The sequence below is a fragment of the Massilia sp. Mn16-1_5 genome, from assembly GCF_004798585.1.
In the GTDB taxonomy this organism is placed as follows: domain Bacteria; phylum Pseudomonadota; class Gammaproteobacteria; order Burkholderiales; family Burkholderiaceae_D; genus Telluria.
In genome coordinates this window covers 1-14,420 of record NZ_PPXQ01000032.1, presented here as the reverse complement: position 1 = coordinate 14,420, position 14,420 = coordinate 1, and the positions used below count along the sequence as shown (strand labels likewise).

Annotated in this window: 15 protein-coding genes; 6 read left to right on the top strand and 9 right to left on the bottom strand. The window is 58.6% G+C overall.

The features are described 5' to 3' along the window. Positions 1-6: 6 nt before the first annotated feature. Positions 7-588, bottom strand: coding sequence for a recombinase family protein (locus C2862_RS24130; RefSeq protein ID WP_136223467.1), 582 nt, complete (start codon positions 586-588; stop codon positions 7-9). 382 nt (positions 589-970) lie between these two features. On the opposite strand from C2862_RS24130, the gene C2862_RS24125 reads away from it, so the two are divergent. From C2862_RS24125 to C2862_RS24100, 5 genes are all read left to right on the top strand, one after another. Continuing rightward, a complete protein-coding gene (locus C2862_RS24125) occupies positions 971-1,501 on the top strand; it encodes a hypothetical protein (RefSeq protein WP_136223465.1) in 531 nt (176 codons plus the stop codon). Between the two features lie 789 nt (positions 1,502-2,290). Beyond that, the gene (locus C2862_RS24115; protein ID WP_136223461.1) at positions 2,291-2,620 is read left to right on the top strand and encodes a hypothetical protein; all 330 of its coding nucleotides are present in this window, start codon (positions 2,291-2,293) and stop codon (positions 2,618-2,620) included. Between the two features lie 28 nt (positions 2,621-2,648). Then, positions 2,649-2,990, top strand: coding sequence for a DUF3761 domain-containing protein (locus C2862_RS24110; RefSeq protein WP_136223459.1), 342 nt, complete (start codon positions 2,649-2,651; stop codon positions 2,988-2,990). Between the two features lie 409 nt (positions 2,991-3,399). Continuing rightward, positions 3,400-3,909, top strand: coding sequence for a hypothetical protein (locus tag C2862_RS24105; protein WP_136223457.1), 510 nt, complete (start codon positions 3,400-3,402; stop codon positions 3,907-3,909). Between the two features lie 1,369 nt (positions 3,910-5,278). Continuing rightward, positions 5,279-6,295, top strand: coding sequence for a tyrosine-type recombinase/integrase (locus C2862_RS24100; protein WP_136223455.1), 1,017 nt, complete (start codon positions 5,279-5,281; stop codon positions 6,293-6,295). Positions 6,296-6,441: 146 nt separating this feature from the next. Here C2862_RS24100 and C2862_RS24095 read toward each other — a convergent pair whose 3' ends face one another. The 8 genes from C2862_RS24095 to C2862_RS24060 all read right to left on the bottom strand — a co-directional run bounded on the left by C2862_RS24095 (position 6,442) and on the right by C2862_RS24060 (position 13,070). After that, a complete protein-coding gene (locus tag C2862_RS24095) occupies positions 6,442-7,080 on the bottom strand; it encodes a c-type cytochrome (protein WP_229467584.1) in 639 nt (212 codons plus the stop codon). Positions 7,081-7,091: 11 nt separating this feature from the next. Then, a complete protein-coding gene (locus tag C2862_RS24090) occupies positions 7,092-8,291 on the bottom strand; it encodes a molybdopterin-dependent oxidoreductase (RefSeq protein ID WP_373888279.1) in 1,200 nt (399 codons plus the stop codon). 119 nt (positions 8,292-8,410) lie between these two features. Next, positions 8,411-9,805, bottom strand: coding sequence for a beta-propeller fold lactonase family protein (locus C2862_RS24085; RefSeq protein WP_136223451.1), 1,395 nt, complete (start codon positions 9,803-9,805; stop codon positions 8,411-8,413). A 2-nt stretch (positions 9,806-9,807) separates the two neighbouring features. Continuing rightward, the gene (locus C2862_RS24080; protein WP_136223449.1) at positions 9,808-10,260 is read right to left on the bottom strand and encodes a DUF305 domain-containing protein; all 453 of its coding nucleotides are present in this window, start codon (positions 10,258-10,260) and stop codon (positions 9,808-9,810) included. Beyond that, on the bottom strand, positions 10,257-11,054 hold the full coding sequence (locus C2862_RS24075) for an anti-sigma factor (protein WP_136223445.1): 798 nt from the start codon (positions 11,052-11,054) through the stop codon (positions 10,257-10,259). Before C2862_RS24075 ends, C2862_RS24080 begins: the two co-directional genes overlap by 4 nt. Then, positions 11,051-11,557, bottom strand: a complete 507-nt coding sequence (locus C2862_RS24070; protein WP_075791081.1) for an RNA polymerase sigma factor — start codon at positions 11,555-11,557, stop codon at positions 11,051-11,053. Before C2862_RS24070 ends, C2862_RS24075 begins: the two co-directional genes overlap by 4 nt. Before the next feature lie 28 nt (positions 11,558-11,585). After that, positions 11,586-12,014 (bottom strand): nuclear transport factor 2 family protein, encoded by a 429-nt coding sequence (locus C2862_RS24065; protein ID WP_091874566.1) that lies wholly within the window; start codon positions 12,012-12,014, stop codon positions 11,586-11,588. A gap of 81 nt (positions 12,015-12,095) precedes the next feature. Beyond that, a complete protein-coding gene (locus tag C2862_RS24060; protein ID WP_228892619.1) occupies positions 12,096-13,070 on the bottom strand; it encodes a LysR family transcriptional regulator in 975 nt (324 codons plus the stop codon). 55 nt (positions 13,071-13,125) lie between these two features. Between C2862_RS24060 and C2862_RS24055 the strand changes: the two genes are divergently transcribed. Next, positions 13,126-14,142: a YeiH family protein gene (locus tag C2862_RS24055; protein WP_075791083.1), complete on the top strand. Its 1,017-nt coding sequence runs from the start codon at positions 13,126-13,128 to the stop codon at positions 14,140-14,142. Positions 14,143-14,420 lie beyond the last annotated feature (278 nt).

Genomic DNA, 14,420 nt, shown 5'->3' with positions numbered 1-14,420 from the left:
TTTTCCTTATTGGACGGCGGGGATTGGCTTCACGATTCGCATCACGCTGGCACGTGAGACGTCGTAATCCCGGGACAGGGCGCTAATCGACTCGCCAGCTTTGAACCGGGCAATCATCTTCGCGCGCTGCTCGTCCGTGGTGAGGGCTGGGCGGCCCAAGGTCTTTCCTTCAGCCTTCGCCCGGGTCAGGCCTGACTGGATGCGCTCGACCAGCAGATCGCGCTCCATCTCCGCCACGGCGGCCAGCATGGTCAGCATCAGCTTGCCGGCGGCGCTGGTGAGGTCGAGCTTCCCCAGCTGCAGGACAATGACCTCGATGCGGCGCGTGGCCAGCGCCTTGATCGTGGCCCCGACGTCCTGAGCATCACGGCCGAGGCGATCGAGCTTTGTCACCACCAGGGTTTCGCCGTCGCGGATCTGGCTGAGCATCTTGACGAACTGGGGGCGCCGCACCGCCGAGACTTTCCCCGCCACGCCCTCGTCAGCATGCCAGAAGTCGATCGTATAGCCGGCCGCCTTGATCTCCCGGCGCTGGTTCTCCGTCGTCTGTTCCTTCGTGCTGACCCGACCGTATCCGAAAATTGCCATTTTGCCTACGCTCCGTTATCCAAGGACCACCAATAACGTCCATATTACATATGAACATGTTCATAAGTCCACAGGCTATTTTATGAGCGGTTCTATGAGCGCCGAATTTAGCCTGTTCATAAACGGTCGTTTTTGCACCGGTAGCGCGGGATCGAATTAGCTCGACCACCAGCCGAAACCTGACGATCGTAGAAAAATCGAAACTCCGGTAAGCCTCTGGCCAATCTGCGCACACAAGGGGGAGGGCATGGCGGCCACCACCCGCCATAAAACAGTGGCGAAGCGGTCGCGGCTGGGTTAGGCTAAACTCTGTTAATACATAAACAATAGATATATGACCATAAGCTTCAGCACAGTCTTCCCCCTCCGTAGCACTCTGCCCATGCAAGATGTGCATTACGGACGGGATCTCATTAATTTGATTTTGGGAAAATCCGTTGAGTTATTCGGGCCGCCCCGTTCCGGTATCAAGTTCGCAGGAATCAAGACAGGCGGAGCCCGACCTCGCCTCTTGGTCACTGAGGATTTACATAATGCAAAGATTGAGTTATCCGACTGCGCCGAGCGCAGCTGGGATTCGTTTGTTTCAGAGCTTTCGCATGAATGCGTGCACCTACTAAACCCCATCAGGGGTAACGCGTCTTACCTTGAGGAGGGTATAGCGGAGACATACAGCCGGTATGTGCAGCGAGAACTCAATATCCCTCCCCTCAATCACTCAGTCAAAGAATACAATGATGCGGTTGCAATGATCAGAGAGCTTCCTTATGAGCCGTTCGCGTTCGCGAAAGAAGTTCGTTCGAAGCTCGGCGCACTGACTGGATTTTCGGCAGAGGACCTCATGGGTCATTTTCCAGAGATCGATGTTGATTTGGCGGCACGGCTGACGGCGGTGTGCAGGACTGTCGCGTAGCCTGGCCTGCGACTGGTGCTAATTCGCAACTCGTTCCATTTTGAAAAGTTTGGGCAGATGCGTGCTTACATCTCGTCGGAGTACGGCGACGAGGTGCCGCACCAGATGACGTCAGACGAATAGCCGGCGGTGAAGGTACGGCCGAAATTTCTCGCGGCTCGGAGCCTCAGCCCAGGTTAAGAGCTTTCTTCGAGCCTACACATCAGAAGTGTCAAGAGCTAGGGCTTATTTTCCCTTAGAAGTCCGGCACCCACCACGGCTTGTGTGTTCCCGTCTCGTTATGGCGTCCCTCCATTGCTGCGCGTGCGACTACTGGAGCCCCTAGCGCATTGACCCAGAACAGCACGCCCATCTTGCGCAACTGCTCGATCTACAAGCTCTTGATCTTCCGGCCGGTGAGCGCGACCAACTTTTCTTTGGTCAGAAATAGGGACACGGTGTTTCCTCTGGTAGTTGTTCTTGATGGATAGCGTCTAGTACCAAGGCCTGAAGGTCGGGTTTCCATGGCAACCTACGTGGCAACTTGCGCGTGGCAACCTCTGCTGCGGGGCGACACCCCGTTTTCGTACCCTCCCATTAGGTGTCGGCTTGGGTACCCCCTTGAACCTATCACCTAACCAGTCGCTACAGTGGTTAGGTGACGAGTCGCACCTAACACGTTTGTTGCTGTTAGGTGATCGGCTGCTGCTGTCTAGTGGCGCAACAATTGGTGAGATTGCAAGCATCGTTGGCAGGATATACTCATCAGGCGATACGGCACGCTTAGATGCCGATGGCTAGGGGATAACGATGAAAGTTAGTAGTGGATCTATTGCTTTGGTGCTGGCCGTAGCGTGTGCGTCTCCAATGTCTGCTGCCATCGCAGCTGCGCCAAAGATTAGCTTCGGTGCGGCGCCGGAAGGAAATGCGCCCGAAGTGGCCTCAAGGATCATTAAAGAGAACTTCGCCGCCTGCAAGAAAGTAACCTCAGCGAAACGGCTGTCGGACGGCTCGATCCTCGCCAAGTGTAACGGCTCGGACTTCCGAGTATTCACGGCATTTAAACGGGACGAAGGCCGGACTGTCGAGATAGCAATGAACTGCACCTTCCTAAAGAAGCGGCTGGACATCGATTGCTGAGGTAGGCGCTGCTGCCTCTTGAGAACCCATGAGAAAGCTGTCCGCCGCCCTACTTGCTCTTGCACTTGCTTCATCGATCGCTCAAGCGCAGCGTGCGCCTGATCCGGCGTCGGCACAACGCCACCAGTTGGCCGAGCCGGCCGACCAACAGTTGGCTACCTATCCCCGCGCCGAGCTGGACGAAGCGCAGCTGGTGTCGCACCGCCACTACAAGGCGACGAACGGAAACGTCGTTCACTCGCCATCTAGGACGAGGGGCGACGTGGCTCCCGCCGGCGCTAGTGCGAAGTGTCGCGATGGCACTTGGAGTTTCAGCCAAAGCCGGCGAGGTACGTGCTCGCATCATGGTGGCGTGGGAAGCTGGTATTGACGAACCGTTCCGGGAATTGACCGCTGTATGACATGGCGCAGCGACATACCTGGATGCCGGCCACGTCTAGGTGCCATGCGTACCTGCCCAATGAAATTGATCACAAACCTCGCCTGACGTACCGCAACGTCATTAGTAGTGTAGGAACTATGCTACATAGCAAGCGTAAGGCACCCCGTAAGTAGCACTACTAACGTGCATAGCAAAGTACACAACAACAATTTTGTTGTACACTACTTGCGTGTTCCACAGCTCTCAATCGCGAGAGGCAGTTCCGGGAACCTGCCAATTTGCGAAGTTATCCACAGCGACATCGGTCGCGTCGACTCTTCGTATCTGCTCAACTCGCTTGGGCAAAGTCTACAGAAACAGCTGTAAGACACGTATTACTCCACATATGGAGACAAACATGAATTACATGAACGAATACCGAAAGCTCAAGGCTTTCGGAAATCAAATTAAGACTGAAGCGAACCGTGATCTGGCCGAGTCTGTGCGCGACCTCAAGCTTCTTCAGCACATCGAAACCACCCTCGATGCACTCGACGTACGGTGCCTTCAACTGCGCCAAGTGAACTTAGCAGCCGACCACTTCATAAACCTTGCAAGTCAAGCGGATGTACCGCCATCGAATGCGGATGTGGATCTTGTTGCCCTTTTCGAGAACGCGCGCGATGCCGTGGGTGACGCCTATGATCGTTGGAGTGTAAAGCACCTCTGCGCAGTTAACGCTCCTGAGCTAACTGAAGAAGACGGAATCGTTGACGGATATGCACTACTTCTCACCGAGGTAGCCGCCCTGCATGACAAGCTCAACACCTTATCTTGGATTATCCGCGAACAAGAAGCTGACCAAGACAAGATGGTGCCTGGTGAATTTTCTAACGCAGACGACCTCTTCGCCGCAATGGGTGTTTAATTGTCGAGTTGCGTTCCTAAGATCACATCACTGACGAGGAATGAGAAGTTCGACAGCGACTTTAAAAGCTTACCCAAGAACATTCAAGAGGCCGCGAAGGAAGCGATTCGCGATCTCCTCAAGGACCCCATCCCGAGATCACTTCGTCTCCACGCCTTGAGTGGGTACAAGAACCCGAAGGTTTTTACAATCGACGTGACATCGAACCATGCGTATAAGATCTCGCTCGAGATTACTGGTCCGAAAGCAAATCTCCGACGCATAGGTACCCATAAAGTTCTCGACCGCGCGCCGTAGACAACGGCCGCGCCTGCCGCACCGCTGGCGAAGGAAAGCAACTGACTCGCATCACCACCACTCCGCCACTGAGGGATTTTTAGATCCCTTAGCGCCTTGGCTGACGAGCAGATCGTCGATATGTTGGTAGTTTTGTTGGTACTTTATCTAAACCATTACACCGCTTCCTCACGCAGCCTACGTTTGCGCTGGATATATGATTCCGGTTCCCGCCTTTGACCATAAACGCTTAGATAATAATAGCAATTATCATCAAAGGGCAGTGCCCGGGCGCGAGGTCGGTAAGCGGTCTTTCGGGCTTACGCGGGCGCGTTTTGCTTTACTTTAATGCCCAATGCCCGGCAGTGCCCAAGCCAGCACCCAAGCAGCGGGTCATTAAGAATTCCGTTACGCGGCGATTGCTGGACAAGAATCGCGAGCACCAGGAAAACCAATGCGCCAAGGCAACTTTAGCGGCGGTCTGCTCGATGTTGGCAGCCTCATCCATTGCGCGTGCCGTACCAGGCGTCTGAGCTGGTTGCTCTGCCGTTATCCTGCGGCTGGCGTCGGCAGATTCATGTTCTTCTAGCCCTTGGGCCGACCAGCTTGCCCTACACGGGCGCGCGTACTAATCGTCCTTGCCTTGTCGAGCAACTGCTTCGCCTTCATGAGCGAACGCGTGGCGGTCCCTCATACGCATAGCGTTTGAAGTCCGCTTTTCTCGCCCGCACGGTGGCAACTGTGGTTCGATGCCGGCGACCAGGCGACCAGCGCCGAACTGCTGTTGTGCTGGCGGCGTGCCGAGGTCGGTTGGAGCGACGGGACGTTGCCACTCCTGTGGTCGAATACACCGACCTGTTCGCGTCGCTCGACGAATGGGCCGTGCGTTAGGCTGACCTGACATGGCCGCAACTGGACGCTGTGGCCACCTCTTGCGTATTTGCCTTCTGACTCGCTGCTGAGTTGGCTCCCAGTCGCAAGGCTCGAGCCCTGCTCTACCCTTGATAATGTAGATTATCGACACCGATGCCGATCCGCAGCGTGCTATCCTGCCGTAACCCCCGTTACAAGCCCGACCGCGAGCAACACAGCCATGGCCACCCCCGAACCCGCCGACAACGGCGCCGAAAATAACGATGCACACCCAGCGTCGGCGCTGCACTCTGCCGTTACAGCTGTGGACGCCGTGCTCGCAGCCCAGCACCGCGCCGTCCTGGCCGCCGCCACGGCCGACAACACGCGCCGGGCGTACCGGTCCGCCGTAAACCACTACCTGGCGTGGGGCGGCGTGTTGCCGGCCGACGAAGCGGCGATCATCCGATACCTGCTCACCTACGCGCCGACCCTCAATCCCCGCACCTTGGCGTTGCGCCTGACGGCACTGTCGCAGTGGCACGTCCACCAGGGCTTCCCCAATCCGGCTTCGACACCGACCGTGCGCAAGACACTGACGGGGATCGCACGCACGCACGGCCGCCCGAAGAAGAGGGCCAAGGCCCTTCCAATCGAGGACCTGGAACGTATCGTGGTGCAGCTGGTCAGCGCCGGCACGTTGAAGGCGACGCGCGACAACGCACTTTTGCAGATCGGTTTTTTCGGCGGATTGCGGCGCAGCGAGCTGGTCGCCATCGAGGTCGGACATATTGGCTGGACACCCGAGGGCATCGAGATCATGCTGCCGCGCTCGAAGACTGACCAACTGGGCGAAGGGATCATCAAGGCGATCCCGTACAGCGACGGCCCTTGCTGCCCGGCGGCGGCGTTGCGCGCCTGGCTCGACGCCGCCGACATCATGGCCGGACCGGTGTTTCGGTCTATCAGCAAGTGGGGGACGGTGGCCAGCACCGCTCTGGGCGTGGGCAGCGTGAATACGATCCTGGAGGATTGCGCGACACTGGTCAAACTCGACTACGTGCTAGACCTGTCTAGTCACAGTCTGCGGCGTGGCATGGCCACCAGCGCGCACCGCGCCGGCGCCGACTTCCGCGACATCAAGAAGCAAGGAGGCTGGCGCCACGACGGCACGGTCCATGGCTACATTGAGGAGGCCAGCCGGTTCGAGGATAACGCGGCCGGCAGTCTGTTGCGTAAGCGGGTCAAACCGGCCTGATTTGTCTCAGCGCCCGCTTGCCCGTTGTTGAAAAGCAGCACCGGCCGGCCCCCGGCTGTGCCGGGGCGAGCGACGGCATGGCGCGAAGCACGTCCCCGGCGGGCATGCTCAGTAAAGGCGTCTACAGGAAGGGGATGGCATCAAATTCATTGCGCCAGGACATAATGCGCCAAGGCCATCGCTTCGCCCTCGCTCAGTTGGGAGAAAGCTGGCATCGGTACAGGCCCCCATTTGCCAGCGCCGCCCGCTCGAATATTCCTCGCCACCAGTGATACCGCGTCTGCCTTGCCCTTGTACTTTGCCACCACTTCCTTGAATGCCGGCCCGACGACCTTTTTGTCGATCGAATGACATCCCATGCAAGCATTTGCGGCAAGCAACGCTTTCGTATCGATTGCTGCGGTGGCGCCGGCCTTCGGTGCAACTGCAGCTGGCTTTATCGCCGCGTTCGCAATCGGCACTGCGTTACTGCGTTCGGCACCGTAGGTCTTGACCAGGTAATCGACCATGTCCGGGATATCCGCGTCTGAGAATTGCGCACCGAACGGTTTCTTCATCTTTCTCACGGTGGCATCCCAGTAGCCGCGCGGCGATGTCGTGGGCTGCGACTGGATGTAATGGACCGAGTGACATGCCATGCAGTTGCGCTGGGCCAGCGCATATCCCGGCAACTCGCTGGGTTTGAAGACAGCAGTTTCAGGCGGAAGCTGAATGTCGAGGGCGAAAGCTGGGGCCGCAGCCATCAGACTGATGGTGAACAGAGAGCAAATCAGTGGATGTTTCAATGTGGTTCCCCTTATACCGCGACGACGCGCGTCGATTCGACCACATTGCGCATGTAGCCGGCAGGGTTCCACAGGGCGCTCGCGGGTTGGCCTTGACCGATCCGGTTGCCCGCCCGAACCAGCAGTTCGTGGTTTCCTTTTTGTTTCGGCGTGAACGCCGCGTTCCACTCTCGAAAAGAGTAGCGCCCCAGGTCCTTGCCCAGTTGTGCGGCTTGCCAGTTCTTGCCACCGTCGGATGAAAACGCCACCTCATTCACGCCGTAGCCGCCGTCGAACGCAATCCCGCGCACCACCGTCTGGCGCCCGACCTTGACGTGCATGCCGTCGGTGAGGCTGGTCACGAACGAGCGCACGTTGAGGCGATTGATCGGGACGGTCTTGGTCGGCGCCTTTCCCGGCTCGGTACAGGCGCACTGATTGTCGGGGATGCGATAGGCCGTGCTCATCCAAAATCCGTCGAATACCTTGTCGGTCACGGTAATGTCGGACAGATGCTTGACCCAATAGGTGCCGTAGTAGCCGGGCACCACCAGGCGCAGTGGGTAGCCATTCAACATCGGCAGATCGGCACCGTTCATTTGCCAGGCCAGCATGACTTCGCCGTCGAGCGCATGGTCGATATTGAGCGCCTTCATGAAATCGGGCCCGTCGCCAACGGGCGGCGTGTCAAGGCCGTTGAACGAGACCTGTACCGACCCGGCCTTGACGCCGGCCTTTTCCAGCACCTTGCGTAGCGGCACGCCAGTCCAGCGTGCGTTGCCCATGGCACCATTCGATAGCTGGCCGCCGTTGGCGCGCGGCGACAGGTGGCCGCGGCTGTTACCGGAACACTGGTTCACGGCAACCAGTTCGGTGGCGTCAGCCATTTGCTTGAGGTCGGCGAGCGAGAGCTCCAGCGGCGTATTAACATTGCCGCCGACTTTGAGACGGTATGTTTGCGCATCGATCGCGGTGGGAATGCCGCTCCAGTGATATCGGACGAAAAACGCATCGTTCGGCGTAATCACCGATTCGTTGAACACACTGAACGGAGTTTCCAGCTGCGGCGGACGGGCGGTCAGCAGGATCAGCGGCCGCTTTTGAGGATACACGACCAGTTCGCGCTCGCCGTTTTCAAACGGCAGCGTGACGTGGCCTGCCTCCGCCGCGAGCGCGCTCAATACCGGACTGCCGAACACGCCGGCGGCACCGAGCGTGCCGGCCTGCCTCATAAAGGAACGGCGCCGCAACGCCTCCGCCGTCAATATCAACGAGTTCTTCGCCATACTGGTCTCCGTTATTATTGTGAAATCGGCTAGCTCGATATTGCCACAGTATTGTCGTGATTTGCTTACTGCACGCTACTCAATACGGCTTTTTGTGGATCGACGGCCACGTCCCCTTCCATCACCAGGATGCGACTCGCCGTCGCGGCCTTGTCGTTGAGGCTGTTGCTCACGGCGCGCATCGGTCCGATCGCAGTGCCGTTCGCCATCCCCATCGGATTCGTCTTGAAACTGGCCACCGGCGCGGCTTGGCCGGTGACGTACACGCTGTACGCGGTCTGCGGCTTGAGTTTGAACAGCGACACTTCCAGCGCGTCCACCACGCCCAGGTTACGGGCCACAACGAATCCCTTGGCCTCGCCGGCAGCGGGTTTAAGCGCAATGTTGATTGGCTCGCTGTTGGCGCGCGGGACCAGGTTGGTCATGCCGTCGCCGCGCGGCACGGCGTTCGAAACGTACACCAGTGCCTGCGGCGCCTGGCCGACCGGTGCGCGCGCAATCACCTTGTTGGTGGCGCTGTCGATGACATCGACCGCGTCGCCGTTTTCAAGTCCCACATACAGACGTGTGCCGTCGTCGGAGGTCCAGATGCCGTGGGGCAACGCGCCGGTAGGGATCGTCGCAACCAGCGTCGGCGTGGCGTCGGTGGTGTACACCTTGACGACATTCTCACCGCCGATCGTTACGTAAGCACGGGTGCCAGCCGCAGTCTTCGCGAACGCCAAGTGGTTGGTAATGAAGCCGGTATCGATGACGCCCTTTACTTCCAGGCTGGCAGTATCGATGCGCGTCACTTTGCCGGCATCCTTGTGCGTCATCCACATTTCCTTGAAATCAGGGGTGAACTGAAGGAACGGCGAGAACGGGCTGACGACCTTAATGTGCTTGATGACCTTGTGCGACTTCATGTCGATCACGTCGACCACGGGATTGAAGCTGGAGACGACGAACGCCAGCTTGCCGTTCGGCAGGAACTGCACCATGCCGGGGCCGGCGGTCGTCTCGATCCGCTTTTTCTCCTTGAAGGTGACCGGGTCGATCACCGAGATGTAGTCTTCGCCGCGCACCACCGCCCAGACTTCGCGGCCGTCGGCAGTGAAAAACCCTTCATGGGGCGAGCGACCGATATAGGTGATTCCTTTGACCTTGTTGGTCGCCGTGTCGATGAATGCCACCGAGTTAGAGCCGTTTGAAATGGCAATCAGGGTCTTGTGGTCGGGCGAAAAGCCCAGGCCGTGCACATTGATCTCGCCCTTGTATAGCGGCGACAACACGTCCGGACGCTGGTTGCCCAGTTTGATCTGGCCGAGCAGCAAATTGGTCGCCGGGTTGATCACTGAAACGGTATTGGTATTCTGGTCAGCGGTGTAGACGCGGTCTTGCGCGCCTGGAGCGGCAAACGCGGAGGCGGTGAGCAGGCTGCTGAGGGTCAACGAGAAAACGAAGTGACGGATTTGCATGATTATTCTTTCTTGGTGATCGAAGTGGGAGCAACTTTTTCCTGAACCGATTGGTAGCGCTGCAGCCAGGCCTGCATAATCTTGATTTCGTTTTGCTGTTCCGTGATGATGCCTTGGGCGACGTTGCGCAATTCAGGATCCTTGGTGGTGAGCAGCAGCGCCTTCGCCATATCGATTGCGCCCTGATGGTGCGGAATCATCATCGTCACGAAATCATGTTCCGCAACGCCATTCATTGGCGCGCGCTTCATGCCGTCATCCATGACGGCCATGGCATCGTCCATCAGCGCGGCAAACGGCTTGGCCGTGCTGGCGATAAATACGGGGGGCTTTGCCGCTGCCGACTGGCCATGATGGTGGGGCATGGCCTGTCCGAGCGCACTAGCGCCAATGAGGGCGGCAACGGCGAACGTGCCCAAGCGTCGATAATACAAAGGCCGGTTGATCAGGGTCATGACGGTTTCTCCAGTTGGTCGTACACGGCGGTGGCAACGCGCGCCAGTTCGGCCTTGTTAGTTCCAGCCGACAGCGCATAGCCGAATTTGCCGTCGATCCAATAAAACACATTCACCGGTCCCTCCTGGGCGAAGCGAAAACCTGTGTCCTTGTTGTGCGCCTGGTCGGTCGACACGTACAAGGTGAGGCGCTGCCCGGTCGCGTCGTGGTACATGAACTGCGCCACCGCGCCTTGGGCGCCAGGGAGCAGGCGACCACCGATCAGCTCGTAGCCGAGTTTGCCCAGCCGGGGTGGCCGAATTGCCGTGCCGAGGCGTTTGGACAGCCATGCCACTAGCTGCTCTTCCTGGTCAGCCCCGATTTCCACCGGCCGCTTGACATCCGGGCTATAGACAACGTGGGCGATTGCGGCCTGATGGGCTAAGCCGGCAACGTACAGCGCCGGCCTGGCCTGCATGGAATCACCTTGGGCGTACTGAATCTCGCCTGCCTGCTGGCCATGCAGCAGCCACCCTGTCGTGCCGCTGAACAGGGCGATGGCAAGACCGGCTACCAGCCGCTGCCATTGCCACTGGCGCGGTCGCGCTGCGCTTAAGCGCTCCGGCACCGCTTCGTCGAGCACGGGATTGAAAAGCGCGCGCAGTTCATCGTTTTGCGCTGTATAGGCGCGCAGCCGCTCCGCCTCTTCCGGGCGCTGCGCCAGATAGGCGTCGACCTCGAGTCGGCGCGCGGCAGGCAGCTTGCCGTCGACGAAGGCGTGCAAGTCGGCTTCCGTGATGGGTAGGGTATTCATTTGACCACCTTCAAGGGTGCGATGTACGCTCTCCCTTCCATATTCGCGCGCATTTTTTCACGCGCGCGCGACAGGCGCGACATGACCGTACCGATGGGAATCTTGAGCGTTTGCGCGACGTCGTCGTAACTCATTTCTTCCAAGGCCACCAGCAGCAGGATTTCACGCTGTTCCTCTGGCAGCGCACGCAAGGCCGTTTCCATGTCGCGCAGTTCGAGTCCGCTTGAAGGACTGCCAGGTGCTAGTGCCATCGATGTCTCCTCGTTGAGCGCTTCCGTCGGCACTGAAGGCCGCCGCGCCTGGTCGATACGCAGGTTGTGCATGATGCTGAACAACCATGCGCGCATATCGCTACCACCCTCCCATGACGCCAGTCTCCCCCATCCGCGCTCGACCGTGTCCTGCACCAGGTCGTCGGCGCCGGCCCGATCGCCGACCAATGCCCGCGCATAGCGGCGCAGACGGGGAATGCAGGCCAGCAGCTGGTCGCGCGAATTGGGCATGGATGTCACTGGAGTATCGGTCGATTAATCAATAAGCTGCTGCGGTCAGTTTCGGATCGATCTGCCAGGTTTCGTTGACCAGCTTGCCATCGCGGTAGGTCAGCACATAGCGCACATTGACCTGTGCCTTGCCTTCGAACTGCACCTTGGCGACGATCGTCGCACCCTTTGGGTTCGCCGATTCCTCCAGAGCAAGCACAGTCACGCGCGCCGGCCCGACAGCCTTGCCGAACTTTTCCCAGGTGGCGCGAATGGCATCGGAACCGGCGTACATGCCGTCAAGCGGCCCGCCGACCCATGTCAGCTGGGCGTTGTCGGCATAGCCACGCATGATGACGGACGTGTCACCGGCGCCAATGGCGCTAAAGTGAATCTGCGCGGCATCGCTCATCGGGCTGGCGACAGCGCTGCCGATCGAAGCGATAGCGAGGATGACGGCGAAGGTCGCTTGTTTCATGAAATTCTCCCTGGTTGGGTCAGTCGGACGGAAAAAACCGGTGTTATCGAGGTGAACGGATCTGCGGATGATTTATTCCATCTATTTCAAATTAATTTTCGCAGGCGTTTCGTCGCGCGCTATTTGGGAGAGGCGGATCATCGCTTCCAGCGCCAGAGATGCCTTTGTCTTGTACCGTTCGGGATGGCGCAACATGTAGAACGCGCGCTCCGGCAAGTCGATGTTTGCTTTCGCCAGCAAACCTGCCCGCAGATGCGAGGCTACTACCAGTTCCGACATGGCGGTGGCGAACTTGCCGGCCATCACAGCGGAGCGGACCGCTTCGTTGGACGGCAATGTGAGTGCGATATCGAGTGCATCGAAGTCGACATGCATCGCCTGAAGTGCGCACTCGAGCGCCGAGCGCGTGCCGGACCCCTTTTCGCGCAAGATCCACTGTGCCTCAAGAAGATCCGCGTGCAGCAGCCTCCTCCCTGAAGCCCATGGATGGTGCGCTGCGACTACAGCGACGATCTGGTCGGATGCGATGGCATCGACCGATAGTGTCGGCTCGTCGATGGCGCCCTCGACAAAGCCAAGGTCGGCGCCCCCCTGAAGCACTGCTTGGGCGACATTATGGGTGTTATCGATGGTCACGCTCAGTGCGATCGCCGGATGCGCTTGGCGAAATTGCACGAGGTACTCGGGTAGCCAATAGCTGGCGATAGTCTGACTCGCATGAATGGTCAGCGTGCCACGTTTCATTCCACCCAGCTCGGCCAATGTCAGTTCGGCGGCGCGCGCGCTGGCGATCGTGCGGCGTGCTTCTATCAGGAAAATACGGCCCGCTTCGCTGATCTCGATGCCGCGGCCGACGCGATTGAATAGGGCAGTACCATAGCGTTCTTCCAGCACCTTGATCGAAGCACTTACCGCTGAAGGGGTGAGCGCCAACACTGCGGCGGCCTGGGTCAAATGCTGTCGCTCGGCGACTTCAACAAAAATCCGCAATTGTTCTAGTGTCATCTGATTGTTCAATTCTATTGAACGATATATTCGATATTGTAAGATGGACATAACAATCTGTCGACTTGATAATCGTTCTATTGAATTCGAGAATCAGGAGCGGCAAATGGTCAAGCAACCACTAAAACTCGTTCGCAACGCGCTGCCAGGCTTGGCACTTTGCGCTGTGGTTACTGCGATAGCTTACGCAATGGAAAACATCGAAAGCGCTTTATTTGGCCACGCATGGCTCGAAAGCCTGGTGCTGGCCATTCTTCTAGGCACCGCCGTGCGGACGGTGCATCGGCTCGATACTCGCTTCGAAGACGGCATCCAAGTCGGTGCGAAATTATTGCTGGAAATCGCGGTCGTGCTGCTGGGCGCTTCGGTCAGCGCCGGTGCGCTGCTCGAAAACGGCATCGGTCTGATGAGCGGCATCGCGGCAGTGGTCGCCATCGCGATTGCGCTCAGCTTTGCCCTTGGCCGTGCTTTTGGTCTGCCGCGCAAGATGGCCATCTTGATTGCCTGCGGCAATTCGATTTGCGGTAACTCTGCCATTGCCGCGGTGGCCCCGGTTATCGATGCGGATGGAAAGGACGTCGCTGCGGCGATCGCCTTCACTGCCGTGCTTGGCGTTGTCGTGGTGCTGGTGCTGCCGCTAATGGTGTCACTGTTGTCGTTTTCACCAACGCAGTTCGGTGTCTTTGCCGGGCTGACCGTCTACGCGGTGCCCCAGGTGCTGGCCGCGACCTCATCGATATCGCTTAGCAGCGTCCACATCGGCACCCTGGTGAAACTGGTGCGGGTGCTGATGCTGGGCCCAGTCGTGCTGGTACTGTCGCTGATTGGTCGGCGCGAAGGTGGTCGTCGTCCTGCGCTGTCGCATATGGTCCCGTGGTTCATCGTCGGCTTTTTGCTACTGCTGACCTTGCGCTCGTTCGGCGCCATTCCAGAGGCGGCAATTGCGCCGATGCACGTGACGGCGAATTTCCTCACCATTATGTCGATGGCCGCACTCGGACTCGGCGTCGATGCGCGCTCAGTCATGCGGGCCGGTTGCCGGGTCGCCGCAGTTGTCGTGTTGTCGCTGCTGGCGTTGGCAGTCATCAGTTTTTTCCTGATAAAAATGCTCGGCATCGTTTGAAGCACTGCCCGATTAGCGGCTACCGTTAGAAATCGAGGATCTGTATTTTTTTAATACGAGAAACTTGGTGGTATTGCAGAAAGTTACAGTCTGATACGCTTGGCAAGCAGTCGCGCAATGCGCTTGCCAGAGCGGTCTTGATTCATCGCTTAGAGACGGTTTGAAAACTCGGAAGCAACTATGATGTCCAAATGGTCCTCTTCGATAGGAGTACGCCATGTGGACAGCAGAGCAACGAACACGGCATAAGGTCCGGGTTCCCAAGGAGCGCAAGGGTT

Excerpts from the sequence above, each read along its gene's own strand:
- C2862_RS24085 (WP_136223451.1), bottom strand. The coding sequence starts at position 9,805 with ATGCAAATCCGTCACTTCGTTTTCTCGTTGACCCTCAGCAGCCTGCTC.
- C2862_RS24105 (WP_136223457.1), top strand. The coding sequence starts at position 3,400 with ATGAATTACATGAACGAATACCGAAAGCTCAAGGCTTTCGGAAATCAA.
- C2862_RS24110 (WP_136223459.1), top strand. The coding sequence starts at position 2,649 with ATGAGAAAGCTGTCCGCCGCCCTACTTGCTCTTGCACTTGCTTCATCG.
- C2862_RS24080 (WP_136223449.1), bottom strand. The coding sequence starts at position 10,260 with ATGACCCTGATCAACCGGCCTTTGTATTATCGACGCTTGGGCACGTTC.
- C2862_RS24065 (WP_091874566.1), bottom strand. The coding sequence starts at position 12,014 with ATGAAACAAGCGACCTTCGCCGTCATCCTCGCTATCGCTTCGATCGGC.
- C2862_RS24090 (WP_373888279.1), bottom strand. The coding sequence starts at position 8,291 with ATGAGGCAGGCCGGCACGCTCGGTGCCGCCGGCGTGTTCGGCAGTCCG.
- C2862_RS24075 (WP_136223445.1), bottom strand. The coding sequence starts at position 11,054 with ATGAATACCCTACCCATCACGGAAGCCGACTTGCACGCCTTCGTCGAC.
- C2862_RS24100 (WP_136223455.1), top strand. The coding sequence starts at position 5,279 with ATGGCCACCCCCGAACCCGCCGACAACGGCGCCGAAAATAACGATGCA.
- C2862_RS24125 (WP_136223465.1), top strand. The coding sequence starts at position 971 with ATGCAAGATGTGCATTACGGACGGGATCTCATTAATTTGATTTTGGGA.
- C2862_RS24070 (WP_075791081.1), bottom strand. The coding sequence starts at position 11,557 with ATGCCCAATTCGCGCGACCAGCTGCTGGCCTGCATTCCCCGTCTGCGC.
- C2862_RS24055 (WP_075791083.1), top strand. The coding sequence starts at position 13,126 with ATGGTCAAGCAACCACTAAAACTCGTTCGCAACGCGCTGCCAGGCTTG.
- C2862_RS24060 (WP_228892619.1), bottom strand. The coding sequence starts at position 13,070 with ATGTCCATCTTACAATATCGAATATATCGTTCAATAGAATTGAACAAT.
- C2862_RS24130 (WP_136223467.1), bottom strand. The coding sequence starts at position 588 with ATGGCAATTTTCGGATACGGTCGGGTCAGCACGAAGGAACAGACGACG.
- C2862_RS24115 (WP_136223461.1), top strand. The coding sequence starts at position 2,291 with ATGAAAGTTAGTAGTGGATCTATTGCTTTGGTGCTGGCCGTAGCGTGT.